This window comes from Streptomyces sp. H27-H1, from assembly GCF_026627445.1.
In the GTDB taxonomy this organism is placed as follows: domain Bacteria; phylum Actinomycetota; class Actinomycetes; order Streptomycetales; family Streptomycetaceae; genus Streptomyces.
In genome coordinates this window covers 208,612-225,352 of record NZ_JAPNLJ010000006.1, presented here as the reverse complement: position 1 = coordinate 225,352, position 16,741 = coordinate 208,612, and the positions used below count along the sequence as shown (strand labels likewise).

7 protein-coding genes are annotated in these 16,741 nt (G+C 73.5%); 4 read left to right on the top strand and 3 right to left on the bottom strand.

Going from position 1 to position 16,741, the window contains the following annotated elements; all coding sequences use genetic code 11:
* Positions 1-71 precede the first annotated feature (71 nt).
* From OTB20_RS09035 to OTB20_RS09025, 3 genes are all read right to left on the bottom strand, one after another.
* Entirely contained in the window at positions 72-4,052 is a 3,981-nt protein-coding gene (locus OTB20_RS09035; RefSeq protein ID WP_267816207.1) for a Pls/PosA family non-ribosomal peptide synthetase, read from the bottom strand.
* 289 nt (positions 4,053-4,341) lie between these two features.
* Positions 4,342-5,340, bottom strand: coding sequence for a type I glyceraldehyde-3-phosphate dehydrogenase (gap, locus tag OTB20_RS09030; RefSeq protein WP_267816205.1), 999 nt, complete (start codon positions 5,338-5,340; stop codon positions 4,342-4,344).
* Positions 5,341-5,509: 169 nt separating this feature from the next.
* Positions 5,510-6,466 (bottom strand): GlxA family transcriptional regulator, encoded by a 957-nt coding sequence (locus tag OTB20_RS09025; protein WP_267757133.1) that lies wholly within the window; start codon positions 6,464-6,466, stop codon positions 5,510-5,512.
* Between the two features lie 298 nt (positions 6,467-6,764).
* Between OTB20_RS09025 and OTB20_RS09020 the strand changes: the two genes are divergently transcribed.
* From OTB20_RS09020 to OTB20_RS09005, 4 genes are all read left to right on the top strand, one after another.
* Entirely contained in the window at positions 6,765-8,444 is a 1,680-nt protein-coding gene (locus OTB20_RS09020) for a carbohydrate binding domain-containing protein (protein ID WP_267816203.1), read from the top strand.
* A 169-nt stretch (positions 8,445-8,613) separates the two neighbouring features.
* A complete protein-coding gene (locus OTB20_RS09015; RefSeq protein ID WP_267816202.1) occupies positions 8,614-13,425 on the top strand; it encodes a type I polyketide synthase in 4,812 nt (1,603 codons plus the stop codon).
* Positions 13,415-14,218 carry a 4'-phosphopantetheinyl transferase family protein gene (locus OTB20_RS09010; RefSeq protein WP_267816200.1) on the top strand — a complete coding sequence of 268 codons (804 nt, stop codon included), beginning with the start codon at positions 13,415-13,417 and terminating at the stop codon, positions 14,216-14,218. Before OTB20_RS09015 ends, OTB20_RS09010 begins: the two co-directional genes overlap by 11 nt.
* The gene (locus OTB20_RS09005) at positions 14,190-16,637 is read left to right on the top strand and encodes a SpoIIE family protein phosphatase (RefSeq protein ID WP_267816198.1); all 2,448 of its coding nucleotides are present in this window, start codon (positions 14,190-14,192) and stop codon (positions 16,635-16,637) included. Before OTB20_RS09010 ends, OTB20_RS09005 begins: the two co-directional genes overlap by 29 nt.
* Positions 16,638-16,741 lie beyond the last annotated feature (104 nt).

Here is a 16,741-nt window from a genome sequence, read left to right as displayed (position 1 = left end):
GCTTCCGCTCCCTGCGTTGTGCTCGTACGACGTGCTGGTGGAACCGTGCCCGCATGTTCGGGGCCGCGCAGTCAGGGCCGCCAGGCCTCGATCGGGTTGCCCAGCCAGCGGGTGTCGGCGGGAACGGATTCCCCGGCCATCACGAGGGACGCGGGACCCAGCGTGCTGCGGGCCCCGACCGTGCTTCCGGGCAGGACGATTCCACCCGGGCCCAGGGTGGCGCCCTCACGGAGGACCACAGTATCCGTCCTCAAGATCCGGTCGTGGAAGAGGTGCGTCTGCAACACGCAGCCCCGGTTCACACTGACGCCGTCGCCCAGTGCGACCAGGTCGGTCTCGGGCAGCCAGTAGCTCTCGCACCACACGCCGCGACCGATCCGGGCCCCCAGCCCGCGCAGCCACAGCGACAGCACCGGTGTGCCGGGGACCGAGCCGACCAGCCAGGGCACGGCCAGCACCTCGACGAAGGTGTCGGCCAGTTCGTTGCGCCATACGAAGCCGCTCCACAGCGGGTGCTCGCCCGCCCGGTGCCGGCCCACCAGCAGCCATTTCGCGGCCGCCGCGACCGCACAGGCGGCCACCCCTGCCGCGAGCAGGACCGCACCGGAGAGCAGCGCGGTCCCCCAGAGCCCGGGCCCGTCGACCGCGGTCAGCGCACAGAACGCCGCCACGGTCAGTACTCCCAGCGCGGCGGAGCAGAACACCGGGAGGAGGCGGCACAGCTCCACCAGCCCGCGCGCCCACAGCAGCCGCGCGGGCGGATCGTAGGTCCGGCTCTGGTCGGCGCCGGCGGCGGACCTCGGCAGCCTGACCGGCGGCAGGCCCAGGTAGGAGCTGCCCTTCTTCGCCTTCTTGGGGGTGGCGGACAGTACGCCCACCAGCCCGTCGTCCGGCACGCTGCGGCCCGGCGCGGTCATGCCGGAGTTGCCGAGGAAGGCCCGGCGCCCGATCTCGGAGCGGCCGATCCGCAGCCAGCCGCCGCCCAGTTCGTAGGGGGCGGTCAGGGTGTCGTCGGCGAGGAACGCGCCTTCGCCCACGGTGGTGAGGCTCGGCAGCGCGAGCACGGTGGACACCTCCGCGCCCCGGCCGATCTTCATGCCGAGGAGCCGCAGCCACACCGGCGTGATCAGTCCGGCGTACAGGGGGAAGAGGGTTTCCCGGGAGAGGTCCATCAGCTGGGTGACCGTCCAGGCCTGCCAGCCGACCCGGCTGTGCGTCGGATGGGTTCCCGTACGCAGCCCGATGCTGAGGAGGCGTACGGAGACCAGGAGCAGGGTTGCGTACGCGAACCCGAAGGCGAGCGCCCCCGGCACCACGGCGAGCAGCGCTCCGGCCAGGGCCGGGGCGAGTCCGGCGTCGGCGGGCACGAACCGGCCGGCCACGAGGAGGGCGGGCAGGGCGGCGACCACGGGCAGGGCGGTGAGGCCGAAGCCGGCCGCCCCGTAGGCGGTGCGCCAGCGCAGACCGCGCGGCGGGCGCTCCTTCGGCCAGTTGCGTTTGGCCTTGCCGAGCTTGACGGCGGGCGCTCCGGCCCAGCGCTGGCCGGTCGGGATCTGGCCGACCACGGCGGAGCCGGGGGCCACCTCGGCCCGCTTGCCGACCTTGGCACCGGGGAAGAGGATGCTGCGGGTGCCGACCACGGCGCCCGCGCCGACCTTCACGGCGCCGATCTCCAGCCGGTCCCCGTCCAGCCAGTGGCCGGAGAGGTCCACCTCGGACTCCACGGCGCAGCCGCGGCCCAGTTTGAGCATGCCCGTGACGGGGGGCAGGGAGTGCAGGTCGACCTCGGGGCCGATCTTGGCGCCGAGCGCCCGCGCGTAGCGCTCCAGCCAGGAGCCGGTGAGCGAGGTCGCGCCGGAGTATTCGGCCAGCCGCTCGGCCGTCCACAGCCGCAGGTGAACGTTTCCGCCACGCGGGTGGCGCCCCGCCCGCACCCCGCGCATCAGCAGGCGGGCGCCGCCGGCCGCGATCGCGAGGCGGCCGGGCGGGCTGAAGAGCAGTGCGGCGCCCGCCGCGACGAGCCACCAGGAGGCCGCGGGCGCCCACGGATAGGCCCCGAACCAGTGCAGTACGTTGCCCAGTGCGAGCAGCGCCACCGTCCAGCGCAGGCCGACCAGCGTGAACAGCGGGAGCAGCAGCAGGAACTGCACCACCTGGGTGCGCAGCGGCACGGGCGCGACGGTGCGGACCGCCGTGTCGTCCTGTGCGGACTTCTCCAGGTGCCGGGCCAGCTTGCGCAGGGTGGGCTGCTGGTAGATGTCGAGTACGGCCGCGCTCGGGTAGCGGGTGCGCAGCCGGGTGGTGAGCTGGGCGGCGGCGAGGCTGCTGCCGCCGATCGCGAAGAAGTCGTCGGCGGCGCCGGTGACGGCCACGCCGAGGGTCTCGCTCCACTGTTCGGCGAGCCAGGCCTCGGTGCCGTACAGCTGCTCGGCGGGGCCGGTGGTCTCCAGTTCGGGCAGCGGCCAGGGCAGTGCGCCGCGGTCCACCTTGCCGGAGGTGCGGGTGGGCAGCTCCTCGACCGGCGCGAGCAGCGGTACGAGGGCTGCGGGCAGTTCGGCGCGCAGCCGGGTCACCGCCGCCGCGTGGTCCCAGCCGTCCTGGGTGACCAGGTAGCCGACGAGCAGTTGGTTGCCGCTGCGCGCCGTGCGGACTGCGGCGGCCGCGCCTGCGACACCGGGCAGGGCCTGCAGGGCGGCGTCCACCTCGCCCAGTTCGATCCGGCGGCCGCCGAGCTTGATCTGCTCGTCTCCGCGGCCCAGGAAGACCAGCCCCTCGGGTTCCGCGCGGACGAGGTCGCCGCTGCGGTAGGCCCGCTGCCAGCCGAGGGATTTCAGTGGGGCGTACTTCTCGGCGTCCTTCCCGGGGTCGAGGTAGCGGGCCAGGCCGACGCCGCCGATGACGAGCTGGCCGCTGCCGCCCATGGGCACCGGTTCGCCGGATTCGTCGACGACGGCCAGTTCCCAGCCGTTCAGCGGGAGGCCGATCCGGATCGGCTCCTCGCCGGTCAGGAGCGAGGCGCAGGCGACGACGGTGGCTTCGGTGGGTCCGTAGGTGTTCCAGACCTCGCGGCCCTCGGTGACCAGGCGCTGGGTCAGCTCGGGCGGGCAGGCCTCGCCGCCGAAGATCAGCAACCGGACCTCGTTGAGGGTCTCGGGCTCCCACAGTGCGGCCAGGGTCGGCACCGTGGAGACCACGGTGATCTCCTGCTCCGCCAGCCAGGGGCCGAGGTCGGCGCCGCTGCGCACCTGGGAGCGGGGCACGGGCACGAGGCAGGCGCCGTAGCGCCAGGCCAGCCACATTTCCTCGCAGGAGGCGTCGAAGGCCACGGACAGTCCGGCCATGACCCGGTCTCCGGGGCCGATCGGCTCCTCGGCGAGGAACAGGGCGGCCTCGGCGTCGACGAAGGCGGCGGCGCTGCGGTGGCTGACGGCGACGCCCTTGGGCTTGCCGGTGGAGCCGGAGGTGAAGATGATCCACGCGTCGTTCTCGGGGCCGGGGCGGGCGGCGGGGGCACGGACTTCGGCCGGTCCGGTGGCCGGGCCCGCGGGCGCGGCGGCGGGCGCGGCGGCCTCGATGCGCTGTCCGGCGCCCAGCACGGCCCGTACTCCGGCCTCGCCGAAGACCAGATCGGCCCGCTCCTGCGGGTCCTCGGCATCGACGGGCACGTAGGCGGCGCCCGCCGCGAGCACGGCGAGGATGCCCGCGTACAGATCGTTGGTCCCGGACGGCACCCGTACGCCGACCCGGTCGCCGAGCCCCACCCCGGCGGCCGCGAGGGCCTGCCGTCGGCGCTCGACCTCGGCGGCGAGCGCCCGGTAGGTCAGCCGGGTGGCGCCGTCGTCGAGGGCCGGCTCGTCGGGGTGGGCTCGTACGGAGGCTTCGAACACGTCGACGAGGGTGCGGGCCGGGGCGGCGGGCCCGGCGGAGAACCGGGCCGATTTGCCGGAGGCCTCGGGCCCCTCCGGCCCCGCGGACCTCTCGACGGGGCCGCCGTCGAGCCCGGTCCCGTCGGCGAGCAGAGTGACTTCACCGTGCTCTGGTGTGGCTGCCATCGGCCCTCGCGTCGTGTTCCCGGAACGCTCCGGATCGCCGGGCGGAGCCCGGGTCTGCCCAGGTTGTTCCGGTCCAGCGCCAAACAGCCCGCCAGTCTAGTGCGCAATCAAGAATTTTCTGGTTCAAGCCTTGCGCATGGCCGGGAAGAGACGGTAAAAGGGCGCCGCGGAAAACGACGTACGACGAGCAGGTGACGGGCAGGCGAAAAGCGAGCGCCGGCATGCCGGCACGCCGATGCGCCACGGACCGGGAACCGGGCCGCGGCGCTGGACCGCCGGGGTTCGAACCTCAGCGGGAGGCGAGCAGTTCGAGCGTGTCGATCACGCGGTTCGAGAAGCCCCACTCGTTGTCGTACCAGGCGACCACCTTGATGTGGCGGCCTTCGACGCGGGTGAGGGCCGAGTCGAAGATGGACGAGGCCGGGTTGCCCGTGATGTCGGACGAGACGAGCGGGTCGTCCGAGTACTCCAGCACGCCGGCGAGCGGCCCTTCGGCCGCGGCGCGGTACGCCGCGAGCACGTCCTCGCGGGTCACGTCGCGGGCGACGGTGGTGTTCAGCTCGACGATCGACCCCACCGGAACCGGGACGCGGATCGAGTCACCGGAGAGCTTGCCCTCCAGGTTCGGCAGTACGAGGCCGATGGCCTTCGCGGCGCCCGTCGTGGTCGGCACGATGTTCACGGCTGCGGCGCGGGCACGCCGCGGGTCGCGGTGCGGACCGTCCTGCAGGTTCTGCTCCTGCGTGTAGGCGTGCACCGTCGTCATGAAGCCGTGCTCGATGCCCGCGAGGTCGTCGAGTACGGCGGCCAGCGGCGCGAGCGCGTTGGTCGTGCACGAGGCGTTGGAGACGATCGTGTGCAGTTCCGGGTCGTACGAGTCGCTGTTCACCCCGAACGCGAGGGTGATGTCGGCGCCGTCCGCCGGCGCGCTGACGAGCACCTTCTTGGCTCCGGCGTCGATGTGGGCGCGGGCGGCCTTGGCCGAGGCGAAGCGGCCGGTCGCCTCCAGCACGATGTCCACGCCGAGCTCGCCCCAGGGCAGTTGCGACGGTTCGCGCTCGGCGAGCACCTTGATGCGGCGGCCGTCGACGACGAGGACGTCCCCGTCGACGGACACCGGGCGGCCGAGCCGGCCGGACGTGGTGTCGTAGGCGAGCAGCCGCGCGAGGGTGGCCGGTTCGGTGAGGTCGTTGACGGCGACGATGTCGAGGTCGCTGTCGCGTTCGAGCAGAGCGCGCAGCACGTTGCGCCCGATGCGGCCGAATCCGTTGATGGCAATGCGAGTCATGGTGGCTCCCTGTCCCTTGGGGTTCACCACAAGGTTCGCGCGCCGGGGCCGCCGGCGACAGCGGCGCGATCGCCACGGTCCGCAAGGATCACGCCACGCGGCGGCGGTTCGGCCCCGGCCCCGCACCCCGGGCCGCAGAGGTCACCGGCCCCGGAAACCGCCCGCCCGGTCACTCGCCCCGGGCGAAGGTGCGCCGGTACTCGCTCGGCGTGGTCCGCAGGATGTGCTGGAAGTGCAGGCGCAGGTTGGCGCCGGTGCCCAGGCCCACGTCCGCGGCGATCTGCTCCACGCTCCGCTCCGAGCGTTCCAGCAGTTCGCGGGCCACGTCGATGCGGGCGCGCATCACCCACTGCATCGGCGTGTACCCGGTGTCCTCGGCGAAGCGCCGCGAGAAGGTGCGCGGGGACACCGCGGCGTGCCGGGCGAGCGCCTCCAGGGTGAGGGGTTCGCCGAGCCGGTGCAGCGCCCACTCGCGGGTGGCGGCGAACCGCGGGCCGAGCGGTTCGGGCACGCTGCGCTGCACGTACTGCGCCTGACCGCCGCTGCGGTAGGGGGCCGCGACCAGCCGCCGGGCCGTGTGGTTCGACGCGGCCACCCCGAGATCGGCGCGCAGGACGTGCAGGCACAGGTCGATGCCCGAGGCGGCTCCGGCCGAGGTCAGCACGGAGCCCTCGTCGACGAACAGGACGTTCTCGTCGACCCGGACCAGCGGCCACTTGGCCGCGAGCGCCCGCGTGTAGTGCCAGTGCGTGGTGGCGCGCTTGCCGTCGAGCAGGCCCGTGGCGGCGAGCGCGAAGGCTCCCGTGGAGATGGCCGCGAGCCGCGCGCCCCGGTCGTGTGCGGCGATCAGCGCGTCGACGACGACCCGGGGCGGGTCTTCGCGGTCCGGGAAGCGGTAACCGGGGACGAAGACGGTGTCGGCCCAGGCGAGGGCCTCGAGTCCGTGGGCGACGGAGTACGAGAGGCCGTCACCACCGGTCACGAGTCCCGGCGCCGCGCCGCACACCCGGACCTCGTACGGCATGCTCCCGCGGGTCGTGAACACCTGCGCGGGAATGCCGACATCAAGGGGTTTGGCACCTTCGAGGACGAGGACGGCGACACGGTGGGGGCGGGAGGCTGGCACCGCGACATGGTTCCGAAGGGGCGGGAGACTTGTCAACCCGCATGGTTAGTAAACCTTCCGATTGAGATAACCACCTATCAGTTGGTCCAGACCTGTTGACGCCGATCCTTCCGGAGGATTAGGTTCCCGGCCACGAAGCGGATCCGAAGCGGACACGAAGCCAACTCCCCACGCCCGTCCCGAAGTACGGCCCACGCCGGGCCTCCCCCACCGCTGCCCCGCCCCCACACCTCCCCGGCGGGCCGCACCCGCGCTTCGCGCTTCACGCCGTCCCCCCATCCCCACTGGAGGCACTTCCTTGCGTACCCCTACCCGAACCCGTACACGGCTGGCCTGCAGCCTCGGCGCGGCCCTGCTCGGCGCGGCCGCAGTACTGACCTCCCCGGGGGCGGCCTTCGGCGCCAACCTCCTCGCGAACGGCGACTTCGAGGCCGGCACCACGGCCGGCTGGTCCTGCTCCGCGGGGCTGGGCTCCGTGGTCGCCTCGCCGGTGCACGGCGGGAGCAAGGCACTGGCCGGCGCGGCCGGTGCGAGCGACAACGCCAAGTGCGTCCAGACCGTCGCCGTACGGCCCAGCACCAGCTACACCCTCTCCGCCTGGGTCCGCGGCAGCTACGTCTACCTCGGTGTCACCGGCGGCGCCTCCACCTGGACCAGCTCGGCCGGCGCCTACACCAAGCTGACCGTCGCCTTCACCACCGGCGCCTCCCAGACCAGTGCCGAGATCTACCTCAACGGCTGGTACGGACAGGGCACTTACTACGCCGACGACATCACCCTGGACGGCCCCGGCGGCACCGTCGACACCCAGGCGCCCACCGTGCCCGGCAGCCTCGCCGCCACCGGCAAGACCTCCACCACGGCGTCCCTGACCTGGACCGCGTCCACCGACAACGTCGGCGTCAGCGGCTACGACGTCTACCAGGGCGCGGCGAAGGTCGCCACCTCGGGCACCAACAGCGCGACCGTCTCCGGTCTGACCCCCAGCACCGCCTACGCGTTCACCGTGCGCGCCCGTGACGCCGCGGGGAACACCTCGGCCGCCTCGAACACCGTCAACGTCACCACCGACACCGGGACCACGCCGCCGACCGGTTTCAAGCAGGCCGCACCGTACCTCTACCTCGGCTGGGGCAACCCGCCCAGCGCGACCACCGTCATGAACGCGACGGGCACCAAGTGGTTCACGATGGCCTTCATCCTCTCCTCCGGCGGCTGCAACCCGTCCTGGGACGGGCAGCGCCCGCTGACCGGTGGCGTGGACCAGAGCACCATCGCCTCGATCCGCGCGGCGGGCGGCGACATCGTGCCCTCCATCGGCGGCTGGCAGGGCAATAAGCTCGGCCCCAACTGCGCCAGCGCCGAGGCCCTGGCCGGCGCCTACCAGCAGGTCATCAGCGCCTACGGCCTCAAGGCCATCGACGTGGACATAGAGAACACCGACGAGTTCGAGAACGCCGTGGTCCAGGACCGCATCCTGGGCGCGCTCAAGATCGTCAAGCAGAACAACCCCGGCCTCAAGACCATCCTGACCTTCGGCACCGCCACCACCGGTCCGACCAGCTGGGGCAACCGCCTGATCGAGCAGTCCAAGGCGCTGAACGCCGGCATCGACGTCTTCACGATCATGCCGTTCGACTTCGGCAACGCCTCGACCGACATGTACGCCAGCACCGTGAGCGCGACCGAGGGCCTCAAGGCCAAGCTCAAGTCCACCTACGGCTGGGACGACGCGACCGCCTACGCGCACATCGGCATCTCCGGGATGAACGGCGTCAGCGACACCCAGGAGACCACCACCGTCCAGAACTGGACCGACATCCGCAACTGGGCCAACTCCCACCACATCGCGCGCCTCGCCTTCTGGTCGGTGAACCGCGACCGGGGCTGCCCCGGCGGCGGCCTGCAGGAGACCTGCTCCGGCATCGCCCAGAGCGACTGGCAGTTCACCTCCATCACGGCCGGTTTCACCGGCTGACCCTCGGGCAACACCCGGAACCCGGCCCCCTCGCATACCCGCCCGTCAGCGGCTGTCAAGTAACGAACAACCGGGTCTACGGCTCCGTGCCGCCGCCGGGCACGGTGGAAAGCGACCGTCCTGCCCACAGCAGGAGCGACGCGCCATCCGGACCGAAGGCGGACCCGCCATGACTGACATCGCCATCATCGGACTCGGCTGCCGCTTTCCCGGCGCCGCCGACGTCCGCGGCTACTGGAACCTCCTGCTGAGCGGGGAACGGCAGTTCGCCGCCGTGCCCGGGGAACGCTGGAACCACGAGGTCTTCCACGCCCCCGGCGACCGGTCGGCCCCCAATTCCGCCTACACGGACCAGGTCGCCTTCCTGGACTCCGTGGACCGTTTCGACGCCCTGCACTACGGGGTGCCGCCGGCCCGCGCGCGGGCCATGGACCCGCAGCACCGGCTGCTGCTCGACGTCAGCCGCGAGGCCCTGGACGACGCCGGGATGGGCCGCGGAGACTTCGACCGGGAGAACACCGGGGTCTTCTTCGGGCTGTCGGTGTCGGACTACAAGGACCTCATGACGGGCCACATGCGCGCCATCAGCTTGGCCGACGCGGCGCACCCGGACGACCGGGACGGCTTCCTCGACGCCGTCAAGGAGCAGGCGGGACGGCTCGGCACCGTCGCGGCCTTCACCCTGCCCGGGAGCCTGCTCAACATGGCCTCCGGCACCGTCAGCCGCCAGTTCGGCCTGGGCGGGCCCAGCTTCGCCGTGGACGCCGCCTGTTCCAGCTCGCTGGTCGCCCTCGACCAGGCCATGGCCCACCTGCGCCAGGGCACCTGCCGGATCGCCCTCGTCGGCGGCGTCTACCTCAACCTCACCCCCGACAGCCTGGTCGGCTTCTCCCGGCTCCGCGCCCTGTCCGCCACCGGGGTGTGCCGCCCGTTCGACGAGGAGGCCGACGGGTTCGTCCTCGGCGAGGGCGCCGGAGTCGTCGTCGTACGGCCGCTCGCCGACGCCCTCGCCGCCGGCGACCGCGTCTACGCGGTGATCAAGGGCATCGGCTCCGCCAACGACGGCGCGTCCCCCGGACCCCTGGTACCGACCGCCGAAGGCCAGCTCCGCGCCATGCGCCGCGCCTACGAGGACGCCGGGGTGGCCCCGTCCTCCGTGGGCTTCCTGGAGGCCCACGGCACCGCAACCGCCGCCGGGGACCGTGCGGAGGCGCAGGCCCTGCGCCTGCTGCGCACCGAGTACCCCGACGACGACCCCGCGCTGTGCTACCTCTCCTCGGGCAAGGCCCTGATCGGGCACTCCCTGTCCGCGGCGGGCATCGCGGGACTCATCAAGACCGCCCTGGTGGTCCACCACCGCACGGTCGTCCCGCAGCCGGCCACCACTCCCCATCCCGACCTGGGCATCTCCGCCTCCGGCCTGCGCTTCGCCGACACCCCGCGGCCCTTTCCGGTCGGGAGCACCCCGCGGCGTGCCGCAGTCAGCTCGTTCGGATTCGGCGGCACCAACGTCCATGTGGTCCTGGAGGAGCGGCCCGCCCCGGTCCACGGCCACTTTCCGCGCCTCACCACAAGCGCCAAGAGCACGGGAGACACCGAGGGCGCCCGGCCCCAGCTCGTCTTCCTCTCGGCCGGAAGCCCCGAGCTGCTGGACCAGCACATCGGCGACGTACTCGACGTACTCGACGCGGCGGACCGTACGCCGCTGGCCGCCGTGGCCCACACCCTAGGCGCGCGGGCTCCGCTGCCGGCCCGGCTCGCGATCGTGGCCACCGACACGGCCGGATTCGTCCTGCGACTGCGCCACGCCCGTGAGCAGCTCCTCACCGGCTCCCGCGGCGACCTCGGGGACGGCGCCTTCGCGGCCGACGCCCCGCTGCCGGCCGCGCAGCGCCGTATCGCCTTCCTCTTCCCCGGTCAGGGCAGCCAGCGGCCGGGCATGATGCGGGACCTCTACGAGAGGTTCCCCGCCTACCGCTCTGCCGTCTGCGTCCTCAGCGCCGTGGCCCGGGGCGACCTCGGCTTCGACCTCGCCGACCTGCTGTACGGCGAGGCCGCCGCTTCCCTCGCGGACACCGGGGAGCTGGGGCGCAGGATCGCCGCCACCGATGTGTGCCAGCCGCTTCTCGGCACCGTCCAGATCGCCGCCACCCGGGTCCTCGCCGACTGCGGCATCACTGCCGACCTCACCCTCGGCCACAGCGTCGGGGAGTTCGCGGCGGCCGCCGCGGCCGGAGCGCTGACCCACGTCGACACCGTCCGGCTGCTGGTGCACCGGGGCGCGGCCCTGCGGCGGGCCGAGACCGGCTTCCGGGGCGGGATGCTCGCCGTGCAGACCGACAAGGACACCTGCCGCCGGCTCATCGACGGCATCGACGACGTGTGGCTGGCCTGCTTCAACCAGCCCCGCCAGGTCGTGGTCAGCGGCACACCGGAAGGACTGGCCGCCGTGCGGCAGGCCTGCGCCGGGGCCGGGGTCGTCACGGTGGCGCTCGACGTGTCGAACGCCTTCCACTCCCCGCTGCTGGCCCGCGCCGAGGAGGACGTGCGCTCGGGCCTCGCCGCCCGCCGCATCAGCAGCCCCGCCGTACCGTTCGTCTCGTCTGTGAACGCGGAGGTCTGCACCGACCCCGACCGGCTGCGCACCCTGTGGGCCCGGCACGCGTCCGCGCCGGTCCTCTTCAGCGACGCCGTCCGCACCGCCTACGACCAAGGGGCCCGGGTCTTCGTCCAGGTGACCGGCGGGAACTCGCTGCTCACCTCGGTCCGCCGCAACCTCACCGGCCACGGCGACGTCCTGGTCGTCCCCGCCGCCGGGGAGGTGCCGGACGACGGACGCACCTTCGTGCTGGCCCTCGCCCGGCTCGCGGTCCTGGGCGCCCCGGTCGACCCGCGCGCACTGGTTCCGCAGGAGGAGCGCCGGCTGCTGGACCTGCCGGTGGCGAAGCTCGGCGGCCAGTCCTACTGGGTGCCGGGCCGGCGTCCCGCGAACGAGGACGCACCCGCCCCGCGCCCCGCGGCCCGCCCGACGGCACTGCGGCCCCGCGGCCCCGCGGCGCAGCGGCCCGCGGCGCAGCGGCCCGCCGCACCGGTCTCCGTCGTGGCGCCGAAGGCCACCCCGGTCTTCCCGGCCGCCCAGTCGAAGGCGGCCGTCGCATCCGCGGCATCCGCGGTGGCGCCCCTCCCCCAGCCCGCCCCGGCCGTCCCTGTCTCCCCGGTCGCTCCTGCGGTCCCCGCGGCCCCGGTGGCCCCCGCCCCTGTCGAGACCCGCCGCCCGCTCGTCTCCCTCGTCCCGGCCGTGGAGGAGGCCGCGCCCCTCGCGAACATCGGCGAGGTCACCGAGGGCGTACTGGCCCACGTGGCCCGGATCAGCGCGTTCCCGGTGGGCCACCTGCGCGGCGACCAGCTGCTGATCGACGAGCTCGGCTTCGACTCGCTGATGCTGACCGACCTCTTCACCTCCCTCAAGCGGCAGTGGCCGCGGTGGAGGTTCGACGAGGGGGTCGCCGACCGGCCGACCGTAGAGAAGATCGCCGCTCTGATCGCGACCGGATCCGCTGACGCCACCGCCCCTGCGGACGCCTCGGCGCCCGTGGAGGCCACTGCCCCGGCGGCCGTCCCCGGCCAGCGCGCCGGCCACGGCGAGGCGGCCCGGGCGGAAGCGTCACACGCCGAGGCATCCCACACAGAGGCATCCCACGGCGAGGGCGCACCGTGCGACGAGGTGTCGCCCCCGGCGCCCGCGCCCGTCCCGCTGCCCGATGAGCTCACCCGGATCGAGTGCTTCCCGGAGGTCACCGCCCACGGCGAGCGGTTCGCGGCGCTCTCCCTGACGGGCCTGTCCAATCCCTACTTCCTCGTCCACGAGGCCGGTATGACGGACACGACCGTCGTCGACGGCCGCGAGCTCCTCTCGTTCTCCAGCTACAACTACCTCGGCCTGGCGACGCACCCCCGGGTGACCGAGGCGGCCCGGCAGGCCATCGAACGCTGTGGCACGTCGGTGTCCGCCAGCCGGCTGCTGTCGGGCAGCCGCCCGCTCCACCTGGAGCTCGAGGCGGAACTCGCCGACCTGCTCGGATGCGCATCCGCGGTCACCCTGGCCAACGGGCACGCCACCAACGTCACCGTGATCGGGCATCTCGTCGGACCCGGGGACCTCGTCGTCCACGACTCCCTCGCCCACGACAGCATCCTGCAGGGGTGCAAGCTCTCCGGCGCGACCCGGCGGCCGTTCCCGCACAACGACGCGAGCACGCTGGACGCCCTCCTCACGCGGGTCCGCCACCAGTACCGCCGGGTGCTCGTCGTCGTCGAGGGCGTGTACAGCATGGACGGTGACATCGCCGACCTGCCCGCCCTCGTCGAGGTCAAGCGCCGCCACGGCGCGCTGCTGATGATCGACGAGGCGCACAGCATCGGAACGATCGGCGCGACGGGGAGCGGCGTCGGCGAGTACTGCGGCACCGACCGGTCCGCCGTGGAGCTGTGGTCGGGCACGCTGTCCAAGGCCCTGGCGAGCTGCGGTGGGTACGTCGCCGGGAACCGCGCGGTCGTGGAGTACCTGCGCTACACCGTTCCGGGCTTCGTCTACAGCGCCGGCATGACCCCGGCCGACACCGCGGCTTCCCTGACGGCCCTGCGCGTGCTGCGCGCCGAGCCGCAGCGGGTGGCGCGCCTCGCCCAGAACGCGGCGCTGTTCGTCCGCCTCGCCCGGGAGGCGGGCATCAGCGTCGGCGACAGTCACGACACTCCGATCGTCCCGTGCATCGTCGGGGACTCCCTGAAAGCCCTGCGGCTCGCGGAGGAGCTGTTCCGGCAGGGCATCAGCGTCAACCCCATCCTCTATCCGGCCGTTCCCGAGGACATGGCCCGGCTGCGCTTCTTCCTCACCAGCGAGCACACGGCCGGCCAGATCCGCGGGGCCGTGACCGCCCTGGAGCAGGGACTGCGGCTCCTGGACACGGCCCGTGCGGCCTGACCTGCGCCCAGCCGACGCCCCCGCCGCGGAACCCGCCGGCTTCCCGGCGATCGGACCGGGCCGCGTCCACCGCTGGGGCGGCGCCGGCCTCCTCGTGGCCCGTCGCCTCGACCTCCACCGGGCGCCGCCGCCCCTCTCGTCGGCGGAACGGCGTGTGGTTCACGCGCTGCCGGCCTGGCGGCAGGCCGAGTGGACGGCCGGCCGGCTGCTCGCCAAACGGCTGGTCCACGAAACCGTCGGCGCGTCGCCGCGGGAGGTGGAGATCCTCCCCCGCGCGGACGGCAGCCCGTACGTCCTGATCGGCGGCAGCCCGCCGGCCGGCTTGCACCTCTCCATCAGCCACACCGCCCGCCACGTGGCCGCGGCCCTCGCACCGCAACCGGTCGGAGTGGACCTGTGCGAGACCTCCTCGGCCGACGCGGTACGCCGGGTCGCGGACCAGGTCCTGACGCCCGGGGAGCTCTCCCTCATCGGCACGGACCGGCCGGAGGTCCTGGCCGCCGCCTGGGCGCTGAAGGAGGCCGCGGTCAAGGCCGACCGGAGCGGCATCTTCGGCGCCGCTCCGCGCCGCATCGTGATCCTCGGCCTGTGGCCGCCCCTCCTCGACGGGCCCCGCCGCGCGGTGGTGTGGCAGACGGCGGACGCGGCCCTGGCCCTCGTCCTGGCGCACCCGGCCACGTCACCGCACTGCGTTGGTGCTCCTTGCCGCGCCGGATCATGCTTGTCAGTGGAGCCCCTGGCCAGCGAAGGCGAGATGAGCGGCGATGGAGCAACTTCCCACCCCTCCCGGTGAGCGGCCGGCCCGGACGCACGCTTCCCCGGTGGGGGCGTACACGGCCACGGCCACCGTCAGCGAGCAGGGCATCGTGACCGGCTGGAGCGAGGGCGCCGGTCGGCTGCTCGGCTACGTGCCCTCGGAGGTCGTGGGGCTGCCCGCCGCGAATCTGCTCGCCGACGGACCCGGCGGAACCACCGAACCCGCCGGTACGGATGGTGTGGCGCGGCCCGTCGCGCCCGGGCAGGAGCGGTGGAGCGGCACCGTGCCGCTGCGCCACCGGGACGGCCGGCAGCTCGACGCGGCACTCCTCGCGCACCGCAGGACCTCGTCCGGCGGGACGGCCGAGTGGTTCCTGGTGACCGCCGTGGCGGGGGGAGCCCGTACGTCCTGGGACGAACCCCTGGGCGAGTGGGCCTTCGCCCGGTCCCCCTGCGCCCTGGCGGTCTTCGACGAGGACCTGCGGCTGGTGCGGGCGAACGCCGGCATGCACCGCGCGCTCTGCCTCACCGAGGCCGAGATGCGCGGACTGCGCCTGCCGGAGATCGCCCCCGACCCGGTGAGCGAGGAGACGGAGCGAGGGATGCGCCGGGTGCTGGAGACGGGCGAGCCGCAGTCCCTGGACGGCTTCGTCCGCCCCCCGGGCACGGGGGGCGCGCACGCCTGGGCGACCTCGCTGGCACCCGTAGCGGACCCGGACGGCCGGGTGCGTGCCGTGTACCTGGCCGCGCACGACAGGGTTATGGGCGACACCGCCCCGCGGCAGGTGCTCCCGCCCGACCTCGCCGGAGCCCTCATCGGCACCACCCCGGACAGTGCCCGCACCGCGCAGGAGCTGGCCGACGCGACCGTGCCCAGACTCGCCGACTTCGCGGTGATCGATCTGCTGGAGCCGTCCGGGCGCGGCGGCGGGCCGTCCCCGGGGCCCGGGTCGGGGCCGCTCACCCTGTCCCGTACCGCTGTGCGGTCTGTCCTCGGCGGAAGTCAGGAGTCCCGGATCGCGGTCGGGGAGACGACCGTCTACCCACCGCTGTCGCCCCCCGTCGAATGTCTGGCCGCCGGCCGGGGCGCCGTGTACGGAACCGCCGACCCGGCCGTCGTCCGGTGGGTGGCACAGGATCCCGGGGCCGGCTGGATCAGCGAGTACGGGACCCATTCGGTGATGCTGGTGCCACTGCGTGACGGCGGGACCGCCCTCGGCCTGGCCGTTTTCAGCCGTCACCAGCACCGGGAACCCTTCGATCCGGAGGACCTGCGGCTGGCCGAGGAGCTCACGGCCCGGGCGGCCACCAGCCTCCACCGGGCACGCCGGACCGCCCGGGAGCACACCAGCACCATGACGCTGCAGCGCAGCCTGCTCCCCCACACCCTGCCCGTCCAGTCGGCGCTGGAGATCGCCTCGCGCTATCTGCCCGCGGGCGGCGAGGCCGGTGTGGGCGGCGACTGGTTCGACGTGATCCCGCTGTCGGGAGCACGGGTGGCCCTTGTCGTGGGCGATGTCGTCGGCCACGGCATGCGCGCCTCCGCGACCATGGGCCGGCTGCGCACCGCGGTGCGCACGCTGGCCGATGTGGACCTGCCGCCCGACGAGCTGCTCACCCACCTCGACGACCTCATCATCCACTTGTCGGCCGACGAGACCGGCCAGGAAGCGTCGGGAGGCATCGGCACCACCTGCCTGTACGTGGTGTACGACCCCGTCACCCGCCGGTGCACCGCCGCCCGGGCCGGCCACCCCCCGCCCGCCGTGGTCTCCCCCGAGGGGTCCGCGTACCTCCTCGACGTCCCGGCGGGGCCGCCGCTGGGCCTGGGTGGCCTGCCCTTCGAGACGGTCGAGACCGAGCTTCCCGAGGGCAGCCTCCTCGCGCTGTACACCGACGGCCTCCTGCAGGCCCGCGACCACGACATCGACGAGGCCCTGGACAGCATGCTCGCGGCGCTGATCCGTCCCGCCGTCACCCTGGACACCGTCTGCGACCGGGTGCTGACCGCTCTGCTGACCCACCGCCCCGATGACGACGTCGCGCTGCTCGTGGCCCGGACCCGGGCCCTGCACACCGACAAGGTCGCCGTCTGGGACCTGCCGTCCGACCCCTCCCTCGTCTCGCAGGCCCGCCGCAACGCCACCGACCAGCTGACGACCTGGGGGCTCGACGATGCCGCCTTCGTCACCGAGCTCGTGGTCAGCGAGCTGGTCACCAATGCCATCCGCTACGGCCAGGCACCCGTCCAGCTGCGGCTGATCCATGAGGGAACCACCCTGATCTGCGAGGTCTCGGACGCGAGCGGTACCGCCCCGCACATGCGACGGGCCCGGATCTTCGACGAGGGAGGGCGCGGTCTGCTGCTGGTCGCGCAGCTCACCCAGCGCTGGGGCACCCGGCACACCGCCACGGGCAAGACCATCTGGGCCGAGCAGTCCCTCGTCGGGCTCTGAGGACGGTCCCTGTGACACGACGGTGACAGTCGACGGACACCCCGATGAACTCCCACCGACAGGCTCTTTAACACGGACATACATTCACATTCGTGGACATGTCC

What these genes read in the sequence shown, in the direction of transcription:
- OTB20_RS09035 (WP_267816207.1), bottom strand. Translation starts at nt 4,052, where the DNA reads ATGGCAGCCACACCAGAGCACGGTGAAGTCACTCTGCTCGCCGACGGG.
- gap (WP_267816205.1), bottom strand. Translation starts at nt 5,340, where the DNA reads ATGACTCGCATTGCCATCAACGGATTCGGCCGCATCGGGCGCAACGTG.
- OTB20_RS09015 (WP_267816202.1), top strand. Translation starts at nt 8,614, where the DNA reads ATGACTGACATCGCCATCATCGGACTCGGCTGCCGCTTTCCCGGCGCC.
- OTB20_RS09005 (WP_267816198.1), top strand. Translation starts at nt 14,190, where the DNA reads ATGGAGCAACTTCCCACCCCTCCCGGTGAGCGGCCGGCCCGGACGCAC.